This is a genomic window from Methylobacterium dankookense, assembly GCF_902141855.1.
GTDB classification, from domain to species: domain Bacteria; phylum Pseudomonadota; class Alphaproteobacteria; order Rhizobiales; family Beijerinckiaceae; genus Methylobacterium; species Methylobacterium dankookense.
Map to the genome: position 1 here is coordinate 1 of NZ_CABFVH010000055.1, position 16637 is coordinate 16637.

Below are 16637 nucleotides of genomic sequence, written 5' to 3' on the forward strand. Positions count from 1 at the left end.
CCGCCGCGCTCCGGCCCGCCGCGCTCCGGTGCGCCACGCTCGGGAGCGCCACGCTCGGGAGCGCCGCGTTCCGGCCGCGGACCGCCGCCGCGCGGGCCTTCGCCGCCGCCGCGGGGGCCGCGCTCCTGATCCGGGCCGCCCTGGGCCAGCAGCATCACCGCAGACTCGCCGGACCGCGCGAGGGCCGGGAAAGGCAGGGCGAGCCCCGGGAGAACGGTTCCGGCGAGAAGGAGCAGGCGGATCTTCCGCATCGATCGGCTTTCGCTGGGCGCCCCACCGCGGATGCGGCTGCCGGAGACCGGCCTGGGAACGCGCGTGACGAGGTCAGCCCGAAGCCGTGCGCCGATCGGCTGGATCGGCGCACGACGTCGAGCGGGTTCGGCCGATCCGAACCCGCCCGCATCGATATGGTTCCAAAAAATAAGGCCCGGGTCGCCCGATCAGGGCGCCTCGCGCCGCGGCACCGCGATCCGATCGGGGGCGATGATGCGCACGTTCGCACGGTCGGTCACGGGCGTCGCCCCGTCGGTCGAGGCCGTCATCGCGGCGGGATCGGCCTTCAGATCAACCTTGGGATCGGTGCCGGCGGCGCGCCCGGCGGCGTCGGCGGCGATCTCGGCGGCGGTCTTGTCGGCCCGGCCGACCAGGGTCAGGCGCACCTTCGGCCGCGACAGGGCCTCGGCCTGCATCGGCGTGACGAAGATGTCGCCCTTGTGCCGGACCATCATGCTCTCGGCCTTCACCAGCGCCTGGGCCCAGCTCTTGTCCGCCGGCTTGCAGGAGCAGTTCGGCACGAAGCTCTTCTGGAACTTGAAGGCGTTGGCCAGCGACGCGTAGGCCTTGCTGCCCTTCACGGTGGCCGCCTGCCGCAGGGCGTCGTCGCCGTTCGGCATCGAGTAGGCCACCGCCTCGGTGCCGGGGCAGAGCGCCTGGCACATCTCGTCGGCGCCGCCGCGGCCCTCGGGCAGGTTCTTCATGGGGAAGTAGCCGCCGTCACAGGTGCGCACGCAGATCACCTGCGCGCCGCCGCGGGCATGCTGCTCGCCGGGCGCTCCCGACTGGCCGGGACCGCAATTCGACGCGATGAAGGCCTGGAGCTGGCGCCGGCGGGCGGAATTGTCCTCGCTCGCCGTGCCGCCATAGGTGGCGTTGAGCGCGCGGATGCGCTGCTCGACGGCGCCGCACTGGGGCGGGCGCGTATCGAAGAACAGGAACTTGCCGCCCTCGCAGTTGAGGCTGCGGTAATACGCTTCCAGCCGGCCGATCTCGCTCTGGAGGGCGCGGGTGACGCTGGCTCCGTCCGAGAGGCTCGCGAGCTCGGCCCGGTAGCGCGGGCAGGAGGGGTGCGGCGCCGAGACGGGTGCGGGCGCGGCGGCGGGCGCCGGCTCCTGGGCAGGGGCGGGCACGCTCCACGCAGCCGCGACGACGGCGAGCGTGCAGGCGATCCGACGAAAGAGCGGGCGCATCGGCAGCATGGGCGACCGGGACTCGAAACGACCAGGATTTAGGCGACCGAACCCGTGGGACGGCCGAACGCGGGACCGGGCCGGGCCGGGCCCGGCGGATCAGGTAAGGCCCGCATCGGGATCGACCGAGCGGGCTCTCGGCAGTTCTACCCCCCCTCGCGCGGCGGCGACAGCCCTCCTACATGACGGCCACGGTTACGACGGGGGAATGGACGGCGATGTTGTTTCGGGGTCTCACAGGCTGCGCGCTCGGCGGCGCGTTCGGCCTCGCGCTGCTGGCGACCGGCGCGGCGGCGCAGGAGCCGGACCGCATCTTCGACAAGTCGACGGTGTGGCGGCCGCTGACGCCGAACGACAAGCTCGTCGTCTACGGCATCGACGATCCCGTGGTCGGAGGCGTGGCCTGCCACTACACCCAGCCCGAGAAGGGCGGCATCAAGGGCACGCTCGGCCTCGCCGAGGACGTCTCCGACATCTCGCTCGCCTGCCGGCAGGTCGGGCCGGTCTCGTTCAAGGAGAAGTTCAAGCAGGGCGAGGTCGTGTTCAGCGAGCGCCGGTCGCTGATCTTCAAGTCGATGCAGATCGTGCGCGGCTGCGACGCCAAGCGCAACACGCTGATCTACATGGTCTATTCCGACAAGGTCATCCAGGGCTCGCCGAAGAACTCGACCTCGACCGTGCCGCTGATGCCCTGGGGCACGGAAGTCCCGCCGAAATGCGGGGACTTCCTGCGCTGACGGCGGATGCCGGCCGGAGATGACGGCCGGCCTCCCGCTCAATCCTGGCAGGTGATGCGCAGCGGGCGGTCGGCGGGCTTCGAGACCGGCAGGTCGATCGCGCCCGTATACTCCTCGGCGGCGGCGATGCCGAAGGCGTTGGCGGAGGCATAGCCCTGCGCCTCGCACCAGGAATCCGCCACCACCTGGCCGCAGGCGCTGCCCGGCGTGGTCAGGCAGTCGGCGACGCCGTAGCCCTCGCTCGAGGGGATCAGGAAGGTCTTCTCGACATGGCCGCCGACCTTCGGCGTCTCGGCCCCCGCCTGCGCGGCGATGACGAGCGAGCCGGACAGGATGGTGGCGATGAGGGCGCTGACGGCGGTCGAGGCGCGCATGAAGGATTCCTTGAGGTTCCGATGAGGCATGCAGGGAGAGCCCGCGGCGAGGGTCCGACGATGCGGTAAACAAAGGCTTTCGCGCCTCGACCGCCCTGGCCGGAGGCGGTGACCGCCGCCGGCCTTCTCGAATTCATCACCGTTTTGGGTTAGCCCGATCCGGCGGGCGGCACCGTCGCCGATCGGCAACAGGCGCGGGGGCCGGATCCGGCGAAACCGTGGCTTGGCCGGAGGCGGCGCGCGCCCGGGACAGGGCCGGTCCGGCCGGCAGGTGCTTGAGCGCGCAGGCGAGTTTCCGGCCTGAAGCAGCGGGCCGCCGGCCCCGCCGGGCAAGGCGGGCGGACGGCAGGAGGATGGGTTTCAGGATGCCGATGTTGCGGCTCTACAACACGCTGACCGGCACCAAGGAGCCGTTCGCCCCCTTCAATCCGGCCGATGTCCGGATGTATGCCTGCGGCCCGACAGTCTACGACGCGGCCCATATCGGCAATGCGCGCCCGATCATCGTCTTCGACCTGCTGTTCCGGCTGCTGCGCCAGCTCTACGGCGAGGCGCACGTCACCTATGCCCGCAACGTCACGGACGTGGACGACAAGATCAATGCCCGCGCCGCCGAGCGCGGCATCACCATCCGCGAACTGACCGACGGCACGCTGGCGCAGTTCCACAACGACGTGCGCGACCTCGGCGTGCTGATGGCCGAGGACGTGAACGTGGCGGGCCGCCCGCCCCGCTTCATCGAGCCGCGCGCCACCGATCACATCCGCGAGATGGTGGCGATGATCGAGCGGCTGGTGCTGGCCGGCCACGCCTATGTCGCGGCCGACCACGTCCTGTTCGACGTGCCCTCGATGCCGGATTACGGCGCACTCTCGAAGCGGCCGCTCGACGAGATGGAGGCGGGCGCGCGCGTCGAGGTCGCCCCCTACAAGCGCTCGCCCCTCGACTTCGTGCTCTGGAAGCCCTCGAAGCCGGGCGGGCCGGCCTGGGACTCGCCCGCCGGCATCGCGGTGCCGGGGCGGCCGGGCTGGCACATCGAGTGCTCGGCGATGTCGGCCAAGCATCTCGGCGAGACCTTCGACATCCATGCCGGCGGCATCGACCTGATCTTCCCCCATCACGAGAACGAGGTGGCGCAGTCGCGCTGCTGCTTCGGCACGCCCGTGATGGCCCGGACCTGGCTGCACAACGGCTTCCTGCAGGTCGAGGGCGAGAAGATGTCGAAGTCGCTCGGCAACTTCATCACCATCCGCGACGTGCTGAAGGACTGGCCGGGCGAGGTCGTGCGGCTCAACATGCTCAAGACCCATTACCGCCAGCCGATCGACTGGACGCTGCGGGGCCTGGAGGAATCGAGCCGGATGCTGGAGCGCTGGTACGGCACGGCCGGCGACGCCGCGCCCGCGCCGCAGGCGCCGGATCAGGTGCTGGAGCCGCTCCTCGACGACCTCAACACCGCGGCGGCCCTCGCCGAGCTGCACCAGATCGGCGATCCGGCCGCGCTGAAGGCGGGGGCGAGCCTCCTCGGCCTTCTCGGCCAGACCGCGAGCGCCCGCGCGGAGGCCAGCGTCGAGGCCGCCGGCATCGACGTGGCCCGCGTCGAGGCGCTGATCGCCGAGCGGGCGGCGGCCCGCGCCGCCAAGGATTGGCCGGCCTCGGACCGTGCCCGCGACGCGCTCAAGGCGCTGGGCGTCGCGGTCAAGGACAACAAGGACGGCACCACCAGCTGGAGCGTGGCGCGCTGAGCGATCGATTCAGTGCGCGCGCGCCTTGCGGGTCGCGGCGGCCTTCTTCGCGGAGGCCGAGCGTTCCTCGGCCGTGCGCGAGGCCGAGGCGGCTCCGCCCTTCGCGCCGCCTGTCTCCCCGCCCTTGTGGGCGGCCGGGTGGCCCGTCGACCGGCCGCGGCCCGAACCGCCGGGATGCTTGCCGCCGCCATCGTCCTTGTTGACGGTGGCCCAGGCCCGCGCTTCCGCCTCGTCGTGCGGCACGCCGCGGGATTCGTAGGAATCCGCGATGTGCTCGGCCTTGCGGACCTGCTTGTCGGTGTATTTCGACTTGTCGCCACGGGACATCGGAGCTCTCCTCGCTCGCCCCCGGCGCGCTCAGCCGACCCCGGTCGGTCCGTCGAGCACGGCGCGCACCCGCCGGATCAGGTCGGTGCGCCGATAGGGCTTGTTCAGGAGATCGAACTCCGAACCGCCCACATCGGTTCGCTCCAGGCTCGCCTCGGCATAGCCCGTGGTGAGCAGGACCTTGAGCCGCGGCTGCCGACGCCGCGCCTCACGCGCGAGCAGGACGCCGTTCATGCCGCCCGGCATGATCAGGTCGGTGAAGAGGAGGTCGATGCGCTCGTCGCCGTCGAGGATCTCCAGCGCCTCGCGCCCGTTCGAGGCGACGAGGGTGGTGTAGCCGAAATCGCGCAGGATGGTGCGGGCGAGTTCGGCCACGTCCTCGCGGTCGTCCACGATCAGGATCGTCTCGGTGCCCGGGCGGTCCATGGCCCGGGGCGAGACCGTCGGCTTCGCGCCGGCCTCGCCGTCGGTGGCCGGGAACGACAGCCGCACGGTGGTGCCGTGCCCGACCTGCGATTCGATCTGCGCCGCGCCGCCCGACTGCTTGGCGAAGCCGTAGACCATGGAGAGGCCGAGGCCGGTGCCCTTGCCCTCCTCCTTCGTGGTGAAGAACGGGTCCATCACCCGCGCGAGCACGCCGGCCGGGATGCCGGTGCCGTGGTCGGTGACCGAGACGGTAACGTAGCGCCCGGGGCGCAGCGCGCCGAGGGAGACGCCCTCCCCCTCCCCCACCGCCAGGTTCTCCGTGCCGATCCGCACGGTGCCGCCGTCCGGCATCGCGTCGCGGGCATTGATCAGGATGTTGAGCAGCGCGACCTCGGCCTGGGTCGGGTCGACCCGGCAGTTCCAGAGATCGGGATCGAGGTCGAGCGCGACCTCGATCGTTTCGCCGAGGGAGCGGCCGGCCATCTCGCCCATGCCCTCGATGAGGGTGTTGAGGTTCACCGCGCGCCCGTCGAGGCGCTGCTTGCGGGCGAAGGCCAGGAGCTGCTGCGTCAGGGTCGTGGCGCGCTCGGCCGCCAGCCGGATGTTCTCGGTGGCGCGGCCGAGCCGCGCCCGGTCCGCATCGGGCTTGGCGAGGCCGGAGGCCAGGATGTCGACATAGCCCACGATGACCTGGAGCAGGTTGTTGAAGTCGTGGGCGATGCCGCCGGTGAGCTGGCCCAGCGCCTCCATCTTCTGCGCCTGGCCGAGCGCCTCCTCGGCGTCGCGGCGCCGTGACACGTCGAGCTGCGAGCCGAAGAAGTACACGAGCTCGCCCGCGTTGTTGTAGACCGGGCTGACGAAGAGCGCGTTCCAGAAGGTCGAGCCGTTCTTGCGGTAGTTCAGGATCTCGGTGGCGAATTCCCGCCGCTCGCGGATCGCCTGGCGCACCTGGTCCACCGTCTCCGGGTCCGTGTCCGGACCCTGCAGGAAGCGGCAGTTGCGGCCGACAAGCTCCTCCGGCACGTAGCCCGTCATCGCCAGGAAGGCGCGGTTGGCGAAGATGATCGGGTTGTCCGGTTGGCGCGGGTCGGTGACGATCATCGGCATCCGCGTCGTCTCGACGGCGGCGAAGAAGATGTCGTTGGTCGGACTGGACACGTCCGCGGATGCCCCCGTCTCGACGCGGGCCATGCCGTTGATGGGCGGTTTCTCGGGCGTATCAGCCATCTGGGCGTGCTCGCACCTTCGCTCTCGGCCTGTGCGGACGGCCCGACCGCACTGAAGTCGGGCACCGCTCCAAGTCGTTGTTTCGACGCGCTCTCTTCACGGCGAACCGGCATCCGCTTCGGTGGAGAGCGCTGGAATCTGGGTCGATGTCGCTCGACGACAATGAACGCCCGGTCGCCAACGGCCTGTCGGGCCTTTCGGTGATGTCGGGGGGTAGCGGCATTCGGTCCCGGCCCGTCAGGCCGGCGCGTGGGCGAGGGCGGGCAACGGCTCCCGCGGAGCCTCGGCGGGGGCGTGGGTGCCTGGGGCCCGCGACGCGGCTTGCACCGCGGCGAGCGCCTCGTTGAGGGAGGTGACGAGGACATCCGCCGAGACCGCCCGGCGCAGGCGCTCCAGGCTCGCGGGATCGCGCTCGCGCCAGAACCCGACGAGGATGCGCACGCCCGGGACGGCGGCCCGGGCCTGCCGCACGGTGAAGCGGATCTGCGACAGGCTCACCGGCTCCAGATAGGAGAAGCAGATCAGCGCGATCTCGTCGATCCGCTCGGGCCGCGCGCCCTCGCGCAGCGCCTTCATCGCCATCACCTGCGCCTGGAGCCCGTGGCGCCCGAGCGTCTGGGCGAGCATCAGGGTGGCGGCCTCGTCGAAGGGGCCGCGGCTCGACACGCAGAGCACGGGCGTGCGCCCGCGCCAGTTCGGCGCGAGGTCGTCGCGGCCGAGCACCACGCCGGCCACCTGCCGGTCGGGACCGGCGGCGGCCACCGCGGCGGCGGCCTCGCGGCTCGCCATGCGGGTCTTGCCGCGCCGCGACCGCGCGATCGGCGCGGCGCCGAGCCGGTCGACCACGGTGCGGATCGACGCGCCAACCGCCTCCTGCCGATCGCGGTCGAGGGTGCCGCGGGAGAGATCGTCCTGCGCGAGCAGGAGTCCCGCCAGCACGACCTCGTCGTAATAGGTGACGAGGGCCCGCTCCTTCAGGAACTCGCGGCCCTGGTCCACCGCCTCGGCGGGGTCGCCCGCGAGCATGCGCTGATAGAAGATCTCGGGCGGCATCAGCGCCGGCTGGTCGCCGAGGAGCACGTCGAGATACCAGAGCCGCTCCACGTGCCGGCCGAGCACGACGAGGCAGACGGTCAGCGGCGTCGCCAGGACCAGCCCGATCGGGCCCCACAGGAAGGTCCAGATCGTGGCGGCGAGGATCACCGCGATCGGCGAGAGCCCGGTGGAATGGCCGTAGAGCAGCGGCTCGACGACGTGCCCGCAGATCGGCTCGACCACGACGAACAGGATCGCGGTCCAGATCAGCATGCTCCAGCCGGGATCGACCGCGGCGGCCACGACGAGGGGCAGGAGTGCCGAGATCGCGGCGCCGACATAGGGCACGAAGCGCAGGACCGCGGCGAGCACGCCGAACAATGTCGGGCTCGGCACGCCGATGAGCCAGAGGCCGGCGCCGATCACCACGCCGAAGGCGACGTTGAGGGCGAGCTGCGCCAGGAAGAAGCGCGAGAGCCGGCTCGCCGCGTCGTCGATGGCGGCGGTGGTGCGGCGCAGGTCGCCCGAGCCCGCGATGCGGATCGCCCGGTTCCGGAGATCCTCGCGCTGGAGCAGGATGAAGATCGTGAAGATCAGGATCAGGCCGGTGGTGGCGAGCGGGTGCAGCACGGGGCCGGCGAAGATCTGCACGGTCTCGACGAGACTGGCCTTGGCGGCCTTGATCTCGACGGTGAGCGGGTGCGTGGCCGAACCCGGCTCGCCCTTGACCTCCACCGGCGGAGGCGGTTGCAGGGCAGCGCCCAGATCCTGCACGAGGTCCATGATGCGCGAGAGCGTGCCGGTCCCGGCGGTGGCGCCGCGGAGCGCCGCCACCTTGTCGCGCATGGTGAGCGAGTAGCGCGGCAGGTCGGAGGCGAGCTGCGCGCCCTCGCTCGCGATCAGGCTGCCGATGCCGAACAGCGCGCCGAAGGCGACCGTCACCACGAGGAGCACCGCGGCCGCCCGGGGCACGCGCAGGCGGCGCAGGGCCCGCACGGCCGGGACCAGCACGAAGCTCAGGAGGATGGCGAGCGTCACGGGCACGAGGATGTCGCGCCCGAGATAGAGCGCGGCCATCACGGCCACCACGAGCAGGACCGAGGCCAGGGCGACGAAGATCGGCAGGCCCTGCTTGAGCCGCTGCGCGGTGACGGGATCGTCGCTCATCGTCTCCTCACGGCCTCCCGGCCCGGTTCACGCAAGACAGTCCGGATCGGCCGCGGGCCCTCTCCTCCCCCTTGCGGGGAGGAGCCGGAGGTGGGGGTGGTGCAGAAGGCACCGAAACGCTCGATCCTGAGCCACCCCCACCCCTGAGCCCTCCCCGCAAGGGGGAGGGGAAATCACCCCGCCGAGGCCGTCTCCCCCAAAGCCGCGCTGATCTGGCTGAGCAGCTTCGAGAAATCGACCGGCTTCGGGTGGTAGTCGTCGCAGCCCGCCTGGATCGCCTTGTCGCGATCGCCCGACATGGCATGCGCGGTGAGCGCGATGATCGGGATCGTGCGGGTGTCGCTGCCCGCCTTCAGGGCGCGGGCCGCCGACCAGCCGTCGAGGACCGGCAGGTTCATGTCGAGGAGGATCACGTCCGGACGGCCCGTGCGGGCCTGCTGCACGCCGGCCTCGCCGTCATGGGCGAGGATCACGTCGTAGCCGCGCCGCTTGAGCCGGCGCGAGAGGAAGTCCCAGATCTCCTCGTGGTCCTCGACCAACAATATCCTGGCCATCGCCCAACCAACCCCTCGAAACCCGTCGCGGACACGCGGATCGTGACAGCGCTCATGCCGGCGATACCGGGCCGCGCGCCCGACCGCGCCGGCACGCTGCGGCGCAGGCGGCCGCAGCGCAAGAGAACGTCCCAGGCCCGTCCCGCGATCCGTAATGCAATCCGGAAATCCCGTGGACGGGCCGCGCGTCCCTCAGCCGTCCGCGTCGAGATGGAAATGCACGTTCTCGATGTTGGCCCGCTCGAAGGCCTGCATCACGTGCTGGTAGGAGCGCTCCATCTCGGTCGGCGCGTCGCCGGGCGTGTCCTCGGGCTTGAGCACGAACATCAGCATCGAGCGGCCGGTGACGTCGTAGCTGTCGCCGGCCGTGAAATGCTCGATCGCCTGGCTGTCGGGCAGGTTGGTGTCGAGGAGCCGCGTCCAGGCATCGCCGCCCATGGTCTCCGGCAGGGTGAACTGCACGAGGTCGTGATAGGCGTTGTAGAGGACGAGCAGCGTGGCATCGCCGCCGCGGCGGTGGATGCCGCTGGCCTGGGCGCGGCCGTCGAGCAGCACCGCGAGTGCCCGGGCGCCGCCGTCGCCCCAGTTCTCGCCCTCCATCTCGGCCCCGTCCGGGCGCAGCCAGGTCACATCCTTGACGCCGAGATCCTCGTCGTAGCGGCCCGAGAGGAAGCGCCCGCGGCTGAGGATGGGCAGGGCGTTGCGCAGGATGATCAGGCGCTGCGTGAACTCGGCGAGGTCGCGCTCCTCGGCGCCGATGGCGTCCCAGTCGAGCCAGGAGATCGCGTTGTCCTGGCAATAGGCGTTGTTGTTGCCGCTCTGGGTGCGGGCGAACTCGTCGCCCGCGAGCAGCATCGGCGTGCCGCGCGAGAGGAACAGGGTCGCCAGCATGTTGCGCATCTGGCGCAGGCGCACCGCACGGATGGCGGGATCGTCGGTCGGGCCCTCGACGCCGTAATTGTAGGACAGGTTGTGCGAGTGGCCGTCGCGGTTGCTCTCGCCGTTCGCCTCGTTGTGCTTGTCGTTGTAGGCGACCGTGTCGTGCAGCGTGAATCCGTCATGGGCCGTGAGGAAGTTCACGGAGGCCCAGGGCTTGCGCCCGCGCTTGTCGAACTTGTCGGCCGAGCCGGTGATGCGTGAGGCGAGATCGGGCAGCAGCCCGCCATCGCCCTTCCAGTAGGCGCGGACGTCGTCGCGGAAGCGGTCGTTCCACTCGGCCCAGCCCGGCGGGAAGCCGCCGACCTGATAGCCGCCGGGGCCGCAATCCCAGGGCTCGGCGATGAGCTTCACGGAATTCAGCACCGGATCCTGCCGGCAGGTGTCGAGGAAGCCGCCGCCCTCGTCGAAGCCGTAGGGCTCGCGGCCGAGGATCGTCGCGAGGTCGAAGCGGAAGCCGTCGACCTGCATCTCGGTCGCCCAGTAGCGCAAGCTGTCCGTGACGAGCTGCAGCACCCGCGGATGCGAGAGGTTGAAGGTGTTCCCCGTGCCGGTATCGTTGATGTAGTAGCGCGCCTCGCCCGGGAGCAGGCGGTAGTAGGAGGCGTTGTCGATGCCCTTGAACGAGAGGGTCGGCCCCTTCTCGTTGCCCTCCGCCGTGTGGTTGTAGACCACGTCGAGGATCACCTCGAGGCCGGCGCCGTGAAGGCGCGAGACCATCTCCTTGAACTCGGAGAAGGCGAAGTCCGGCACCGCGGCGTAGCGGCGGGCGGGGGTGAAGAACGAGATCGTGTTGTAGCCCCAGTAATTCGTGAGGCCCTTCTCCTGCAGGTAGTCGTCCTGGACGAAGGAGTGGACCGGCAGGAGCTCCACCGAGGTCACGCCGAGGCTCTTGATGTAGTCGAGCACGTCCGGGTTGCCCAAGCCCGCATAGGTGCCGCGCAGCTTCTCCGGGACCTTGGGGTGGAGCTTGGTCAGGCCCTTCACATGGGCCTCGTAGACGATGGTCTTCTCCCAGGGCACGTGCGGCTTCTGGTGCCGCCCCCAGGTGAAGGCCGGATCGATGACGCGGGAGCGGCGGGTGAAGGGCGCGCTGTCGCGATCGTCGAAGGTCAGGTCGTCACCGGTCTCCATCTTGTAGCCGAACAGCGCCGGGTTCCAGGTGATGGAGCCGACGAGGCCCTTGGCGTAGGGGTCGATGAGCAGCTTGTTCGGGTTGAAGCGGTGGCCGTTCTCCGGCTCGTAGGGGCCGTGGACGCGGAAGCCGTAGATCGTGCCGGGGCGGGCGTCCGGCAGGTAGCCGTGCCAGATCTCGTCCGTGTACTCGGGCAGTTCGATGCGCTCGATCTCCTGCTCGCCCGCGTCGTCGAACAGGCAGAGCTCGACCTTGGTGGCGTAGGCCGAGAACACGGCGAAGTTCACGCCCAGGCCGTCCCAGGTGGCGCCGAGCGGATAGGGCAGGCCTTCCTGGATGCGGGCACGCCCCACGCGGGCCGTGGAGGCGGGTCGGGAATTCTCAGCCATGCTCACTCCGGAGATCGCATCCCGCGACGCGCGGCGGCCGGCGGCCGACGCGGGGTGCGTGATCCCAGTCTGAACGTACTGGTCCCGGCGAGGCTCCCGTGCGGTGCAGAATTTCCTGTGCGGCGAAGCGGCGTGTGTCCCGGCCGCCACGCTTGCGCGGACGGCCGGTTGTGCGGTGCGAGACGAAGGGCTTACAGCCGCTCCTCGACGAAGCGCTCGGCCGCCGGATCGGCCCCGCGCCGGCCGGCCTCCCGCCGCAGCAGCGGCACCACCTCCTCGGCCTCGGCGGTGACGAGGTAGCTGAGGTCGAGCCCTTCGCGGATGAAGCCGTGGTCGCGCATATGCGAGAAGAGCGTCAGCAGGGGCTTCCAGAAATCGGCCACCGAGACCAACAGGATCGGCTTGCGGTGGCGCCCGAGCTGGGCCCAGGTGAGCTGCTCGACCAGCTCCTCCAGGGTGCCGATGCCGCCGGGCAGCGCCACGAAGGCGTCCGAGCGCTCGAACATCAGGCGCTTGCGGGTGTGCATGTCGCCCACCACGATGGTCTCCTGGATCTCCTCCAGCATGTGCTCGCGGGCCTGGAGGAAGTCCGGGATGATGCCGGTGACGTGGCCGCCGCCCTCCATCACCGCGCGGGCGACCGTGCCCATCAGGCCGACATCGCCGCCGCCGTAGACGAGGCCGATCCCGGCCCGCGCCAGCGCCGTGCCGAGGGTCTCGGCGGCCCGCCGGAAGGCGGGATCCTGCCCGAAGCCGGAGCCGCAATAGACACAGACCGTCTTCACCGGAGCCATCCGGCCTCCTCCATCAACCGTTCACGTGCATAGCAGGTCGCGCGGAGCCCGGCTCCCCGAAACCTGCCAGCCGGGCGCGGGCCGCGCCCCGCAATCCCAGCCGCAAGATCGGCGCCGCACGGCATGGGCGGGGCCAAAGTGCTGAATTCGCGCGGGAATCCCCTACGCGAGCGACGGGGCGGCTTGGTGCGCGATCCATGTAGAGTATTATGCCCCGGACAGTCGACGTTTTTCGGGCAGCAGGCGCGCGCCCGGATCCGTCAGGAGGAGATGTGAGGACCGTGATGTCCACCGTGTTGGGGCGCAGCCTCGCGCTCGCCTTCGGCGGGCTCGTCGCCGGACTGGGGCTCGTGCTTGCCCTGTTCGGAGGCGACCTGCGCGAGCGCTGGGCACCGACGGGCGACGCGGCGGCCCCGCGCACGCTCGCGGCCCCGCCCGCCGCGAGGCCCGATGGCGGTGCCGTGGCCGCCCTGCCCGAGGCGACGCCCCCCGGCGGGCCGGGCGCGGCGGCGAGCCCGCCGGCGCCGGCCCCCACGCTCGATGCACCGCGGACGGCCACGAACGAGGCGGACAAGACCGACCCGGCCGCGCCGAGCTTCGACGTGGTGCGCGTGGAGCCGAACGGCGAATCCGTCGTGGCGGGCCGGGCCAGGCCCGATTCGACCGTGGAGTTGCTGGTGGACGGCAAGCCCGTCGCCCAGGCGCGGGCGGACCGTGACGGCCAGTTCGCGATAGTGCCGCCGCCCCTGCCGCAGGGCAGCAGCGAGATCGTGCTGCGCGCGACCGGCGCGGACGGACGGGAGGTGCGCTCGAAGCAGAGCGTCGCGGTGGCCCTGCCGCCCACGCCCGAGGGCAAGCCCCTCGTCGCCCTCACCGCGCCGGACCGGCCGACCGCCGTGCTGTCGCAGCCCGAGCCGACCCCGAACCCCGCGCCCGATGGCTCGAAGCCCGCGAAGGCGACGCCCCTGCGCATCGTCAGCGTGGACGCGCAGGAGAGCGGCCGCCTGTTCGTGAGCAGCGAGGCCCCCCCGGGGGCGGCGGTGCGGCTCTATCTCAACGACACCCTGATCGCCCCGGCGCGGGCCGGCGCGGACGGCAAGGTCACCTTCACCATCGGCAAGGGCGTGCGCCCCGGCGCCTACCGGATCCGGGTCGATCAGGTCGATTCCGAGACGGGCAAGGTCCGCATCCGGGCCGAGGTGCCCTTCACCGTGCCCGAGACGGCAGTGCAGGTCGCCGCACGGTCGGATGCGGCACGACCGAGCGCCGAGACCGCCGCGCCGAAGCCGACGGAGACCGCGAGAGCCGAGGCCGCCAAAACCGAGGCCGCCAAGTCCGAGGCCGCGAGGCCGTCCGAGAAGGCCAGGCCCCAGGCGGCCAAGCCGGAGACAGCCAAGCCCGAGACAGGCAAGTCCGAGACAGGCAAGCCCGGCTCCGCCGCGTCCGAGCCCGCCCGGCCCGGCGCCCAGGCGGCGCTTCCCGAGGCGGGACGCCGGCCCCAGGCCGCCCCGCCATCCGGTCCGGCCCGGCCAGCGCAGCGCGACGCCCGCTCCGAGACGCCCCGGCCCGAGGCCGCCCCCGCGCCGGCCGGTGGAGCGCGCCCCGCCCCCTCGGTCGGCGCTCCCGGCCAGCCCGCCGGCGCGGCGAAGACCGCGGACGCGGCCGGAGGCGGCGCGCCGCAGGGGGCGGGCAGCGTCTTCGTGCCCGAGATCAACACGGCCCGGATCGAGCGCGGCAACAGCCTCTGGCAGATCAGCAGGCGCGCCTATGGCCGCGGCAATCGCTACACCGTGATCTACGACGCCAACCAGGAGCAGATCCGCGATCCGGACCTGATCTATCCGGGCCAGATCTTCGTGCTGCCGGAGGACAAGGGCGCGACCGGGGGCGCGACCGGGGGCGCTGCCGGGCCGGGCGGCCACAAGCGCGGCTGATCTGCCGCGGCCGACCGCCATGCAACCGCCCCCTGCCCGCCGGGCGGATGCGGCGCGGGGGCCGACGACCTATATCGGGCTCGCCCCCGCCTGCCGGGGTCCGGATTTCCCGCGGGCCCGCCCGCCCCTGCCCGATCGTTCAGCGCCCGCATGACCACCGAACCCGCGAGCCCGGCTCCCTCCGTGCCGGAGCGCCCCGGACTCGTCACCACCTACCGGCGGCTCTGGCCCTATCTCTGGCCCCACGGCCGGCTGGACCTGCAGCGCCGCGTCTTCCTGGCCTTCGGCCTGCTGCTGGTCGCCAAGCTCGCCACCATGGCGATGCCCTTCACCTTCAAGTGGGTGACCGACGCGCTGGTGGCCGCGATCGGCGGCCAGGCCGAGGCCGTGCCGAGCGGCCTCTTCGCCGCGCCGATGCTGCTGATCGGCCTCTACGGCCTCTCCCGCATCCTGATGTCCGCGCTGACGCAGGTGCGCGACGGCCTGTTCGCCAAGGTGGCGATGCACGCGGTGCGGCGCCTCGCGCTGCAGACCTTCGAGCACATGCACCGCCTGTCCCTGCGCTTCCACCTGGAGCGCAAGACCGGCGGCCTCACCCGCGTGCTGGAGCGCGGGCGCAACGGCATCGAGGAACTCTCGCGCCTGATGGTGCTGACACTGGTGCCGACCATCGTCGAGTTCGTGCTGGTGCTCGGCGTGCTCGCCTACGAGTTCGACTGGCTCTACTCGGCCGTCGTGTTCGCCATGGTCGCGGCCTATCTCGGCTTCACCTACAAGGCGACCGAGTGGCGGATCGCGATCCGGCGGCGGATGAACAATTCCGACACCGACGCCAACACCAAGGCCGTCGATTCGCTCCTGAACTACGAGACGGTGAAGTATTTCGGCGCGGAGGCGCGCGAGACGGCCCGCTACGACGAATCGATGGCCAAGTACGAGAAGGCCTCGACCCAGACCTACGTCTCGCTCGCCGTCCTCAATGCCGGGCAGGCGGTGATCTTCACCATCGGCATGACGGCGGTGATGTGGCTCGCCGCGCGCGACATCATGGCCGGCCGCACCACGATCGGCGGCTTCGTGCTCGCCAACACCATGCTGGTGCAGCTCTCCATGCCGCTGAACTTCATGGGCATGATCTACCGCGAGATCAAACAGGCGCTCATCGACATCGACGACATGTTCCGCATCCTCCACCGCAACCCGGAGATCGCGGACCGGCCGGGCGCCAAGCCCCTCGCGGCGGGGCAGGCCGTGGTGCGCTTCGAGGACGTGCACTTCGCCTACCATCCGGAGCGGCCGATCCTGCGCGGGGTCTCCTTCTCGGTGCCCTCGGGCAAGACGGTGGCCATCGTCGGCCCCTCGGGGGCCGGCAAGTCGACCCTGTCGCGGCTGCTGTTCCGCTTCTACGAGCCGCAGAGCGGCCGGATCACCATCGACGGCCAGGACATCGCCGCCGTCCAGCAGGATTCCTTGCGCGCCGCCATCGGCATGGTCCCGCAGGACACGGTGCTGTTCAACGACACGATCGGCTACAACATCCGCTACGGCCGCTGGGAGGCCTCCGAGACCGAGATGCGCGAGGCCGCCCGCCTCGCCCAGATCGACCGCTTCATCGAGGGCCTGCCCGAGGGCTACGACACGCCGGTGGGCGAGCGCGGGCTCAAGCTTTCTGGCGGCGAGAAGCAGCGCGTCGCCATCGCCCGCACCATCCTGAAGGGACCGCCGATCCTCGTCCTCGACGAGGCGACCTCGGCGCTCGATTCCTTCACTGAGCGCGAGATCCAGGACGCCCTCGACCGGGTCGCCCAAGGCCGCACCACCCTGGTCATCGCCCACCGCCTCTCGACGGTGGTCAATGCCGACGAGATCCTGGTGCTCGACCGCGGCGTGATCGTGGAGCGCGGCGACCATGACGGGTTGCTGGACCAGGGCGGCGTCTACGCCGCGATGTGGAACCGCCAGCGCGAGGCCGATGCCGCCCGCGAGGCCCTGAAGCGGGCCGAGGACCGGGAAGAGGCGGTCGAGGCCAAGACGCCGCCGGTGCCGGAGCCCGTTCCGGCGGAGTAGCGCACCCCGCCGCACGGCCGCCGGATCGGCACGACGACGCCCATCAGTCTCGACGCCCCCTCTCCCGTTCGGGCAGGGCGATCGCAGAGGAAAGGCGCGCTTCATCGCCGCTCCAGCGCCGTTACGGATCATCTGCGGTTCCGATTGAGGCTCGGGCCCCCTCTCCCGTTCGGGAGAGGGTTGGGGTGAGGGACGAGAAGTGTCCGGAGAGGTCGCGTCAGTCGGCGCTGGGCCTCTCCTCCCCCTTGCGGGGAGGAGCCGGAGGTGGGGGTGGTGCAGGCGGCACCGCTACGCCTCATCCTGAACCACCCCCACCCCAAACCC

Annotated in this window: 12 protein-coding genes and 1 pseudogene; 4 read left to right on the forward strand and 9 right to left on the reverse strand. The window is 71.3% G+C overall.

What is annotated here, in order from left to right; translation table 11 throughout:
• Positions 1 to 251 (reverse strand): annotated as a pseudogene (locus tag MTDSW087_RS30635) (OmpA family protein); the annotation flags it as partial.
• A gap of 189 nt (positions 252 to 440) precedes the next feature.
• Positions 441 to 1475 carry a DUF2865 domain-containing protein gene (locus MTDSW087_RS25750; protein WP_144768004.1) on the reverse strand — a complete coding sequence of 345 codons (1035 nt, stop codon included), beginning with the start codon at positions 1473 to 1475 and terminating at the stop codon, positions 441 to 443.
• A 209-nt stretch (positions 1476 to 1684) separates the two neighbouring features.
• Between MTDSW087_RS25750 and MTDSW087_RS25755 the strand changes: the two genes are divergently transcribed.
• On the forward strand, positions 1685 to 2203 hold the full coding sequence (locus MTDSW087_RS25755; protein WP_144768006.1) for a CreA family protein: 519 nt from the start codon (positions 1685 to 1687) through the stop codon (positions 2201 to 2203).
• Positions 2204 to 2241: 38 nt separating this feature from the next.
• Here the strand turns inward: MTDSW087_RS25755 and MTDSW087_RS25760 are convergent, their stop codons facing one another.
• Positions 2242 to 2577 carry a hypothetical protein gene (locus MTDSW087_RS25760; protein ID WP_144768008.1) on the reverse strand — a complete coding sequence of 112 codons (336 nt, stop codon included), beginning with the start codon at positions 2575 to 2577 and terminating at the stop codon, positions 2242 to 2244.
• A gap of 365 nt (positions 2578 to 2942) precedes the next feature.
• Between MTDSW087_RS25760 and cysS the strand changes: the two genes are divergently transcribed.
• Entirely contained in the window at positions 2943 to 4322 is a 1380-nt protein-coding gene (cysS, locus tag MTDSW087_RS25765; RefSeq protein WP_144768010.1) for a cysteine--tRNA ligase, read from the forward strand.
• 9 nt (positions 4323 to 4331) lie between these two features.
• Here cysS and MTDSW087_RS25770 read toward each other — a convergent pair whose 3' ends face one another.
• The 6 genes from MTDSW087_RS25770 to MTDSW087_RS25795 form a co-directional block, all read right to left on the reverse strand.
• Positions 4332 to 4649, reverse strand: coding sequence for a plasmid stabilization protein (locus tag MTDSW087_RS25770; RefSeq protein WP_144768012.1), 318 nt, complete (start codon positions 4647 to 4649; stop codon positions 4332 to 4334).
• Positions 4650 to 4679: 30 nt separating this feature from the next.
• Positions 4680 to 6302: a hybrid sensor histidine kinase/response regulator gene (locus MTDSW087_RS25775; protein ID WP_144768014.1), complete on the reverse strand. Its 1623-nt coding sequence runs from the start codon at positions 6300 to 6302 to the stop codon at positions 4680 to 4682.
• A gap of 237 nt (positions 6303 to 6539) precedes the next feature.
• On the reverse strand, positions 6540 to 8504 hold the full coding sequence (locus MTDSW087_RS25780) for an AI-2E family transporter (protein WP_144768016.1): 1965 nt from the start codon (positions 8502 to 8504) through the stop codon (positions 6540 to 6542).
• Positions 8505 to 8677: 173 nt separating this feature from the next.
• On the reverse strand, positions 8678 to 9058 hold the full coding sequence (locus MTDSW087_RS25785; protein WP_144768017.1) for a response regulator: 381 nt from the start codon (positions 9056 to 9058) through the stop codon (positions 8678 to 8680).
• Between the two features lie 192 nt (positions 9059 to 9250).
• Entirely contained in the window at positions 9251 to 11518 is a 2268-nt protein-coding gene (glgX, locus tag MTDSW087_RS25790) for a glycogen debranching protein GlgX (protein ID WP_144768019.1), read from the reverse strand.
• Positions 11519 to 11709: 191 nt separating this feature from the next.
• Positions 11710 to 12312: an LOG family protein gene (locus tag MTDSW087_RS25795; RefSeq protein WP_144768021.1), complete on the reverse strand. Its 603-nt coding sequence runs from the start codon at positions 12310 to 12312 to the stop codon at positions 11710 to 11712.
• Between the two features lie 284 nt (positions 12313 to 12596).
• Between MTDSW087_RS25795 and MTDSW087_RS25800 the strand changes: the two genes are divergently transcribed.
• Complete coding sequence (locus tag MTDSW087_RS25800) at positions 12597 to 14246, forward strand: LysM peptidoglycan-binding domain-containing protein (protein WP_144768023.1); 1650 nt, start codon at positions 12597 to 12599, stop codon at positions 14244 to 14246.
• A gap of 150 nt (positions 14247 to 14396) precedes the next feature.
• Positions 14397 to 16313, forward strand: coding sequence for an ABCB family ABC transporter ATP-binding protein/permease (locus MTDSW087_RS25805; RefSeq protein ID WP_144768025.1), 1917 nt, complete (start codon positions 14397 to 14399; stop codon positions 16311 to 16313).
• Positions 16314 to 16637: the final 324 nt, after the last annotated feature.

Excerpts from the sequence above, each read along its gene's own strand:
- MTDSW087_RS25800 (WP_144768023.1), top strand. The coding sequence starts at position 12,597 with ATGTCCACCGTGTTGGGGCGCAGCCTCGCGCTCGCCTTCGGCGGGCTC.
- MTDSW087_RS25780 (WP_144768016.1), bottom strand. The coding sequence starts at position 8,504 with ATGAGCGACGATCCCGTCACCGCGCAGCGGCTCAAGCAGGGCCTGCCG.
- MTDSW087_RS25795 (WP_144768021.1), bottom strand. The coding sequence starts at position 12,312 with ATGGCTCCGGTGAAGACGGTCTGTGTCTATTGCGGCTCCGGCTTCGGG.
- glgX (WP_144768019.1), bottom strand. The coding sequence starts at position 11,518 with ATGGCTGAGAATTCCCGACCCGCCTCCACGGCCCGCGTGGGGCGTGCC.
- MTDSW087_RS25760 (WP_144768008.1), bottom strand. The coding sequence starts at position 2,577 with ATGCGCGCCTCGACCGCCGTCAGCGCCCTCATCGCCACCATCCTGTCC.
- MTDSW087_RS25805 (WP_144768025.1), top strand. The coding sequence starts at position 14,397 with ATGACCACCGAACCCGCGAGCCCGGCTCCCTCCGTGCCGGAGCGCCCC.
- MTDSW087_RS25770 (WP_144768012.1), bottom strand. The coding sequence starts at position 4,649 with ATGTCCCGTGGCGACAAGTCGAAATACACCGACAAGCAGGTCCGCAAG.
- MTDSW087_RS25755 (WP_144768006.1), top strand. The coding sequence starts at position 1,685 with ATGTTGTTTCGGGGTCTCACAGGCTGCGCGCTCGGCGGCGCGTTCGGC.
- cysS (WP_144768010.1), top strand. The coding sequence starts at position 2,943 with ATGCCGATGTTGCGGCTCTACAACACGCTGACCGGCACCAAGGAGCCG.
- MTDSW087_RS25775 (WP_144768014.1), bottom strand. The coding sequence starts at position 6,302 with ATGGCTGATACGCCCGAGAAACCGCCCATCAACGGCATGGCCCGCGTC.
- MTDSW087_RS25785 (WP_144768017.1), bottom strand. The coding sequence starts at position 9,058 with ATGGCCAGGATATTGTTGGTCGAGGACCACGAGGAGATCTGGGACTTC.
- MTDSW087_RS25750 (WP_144768004.1), bottom strand. The coding sequence starts at position 1,475 with ATGCTGCCGATGCGCCCGCTCTTTCGTCGGATCGCCTGCACGCTCGCC.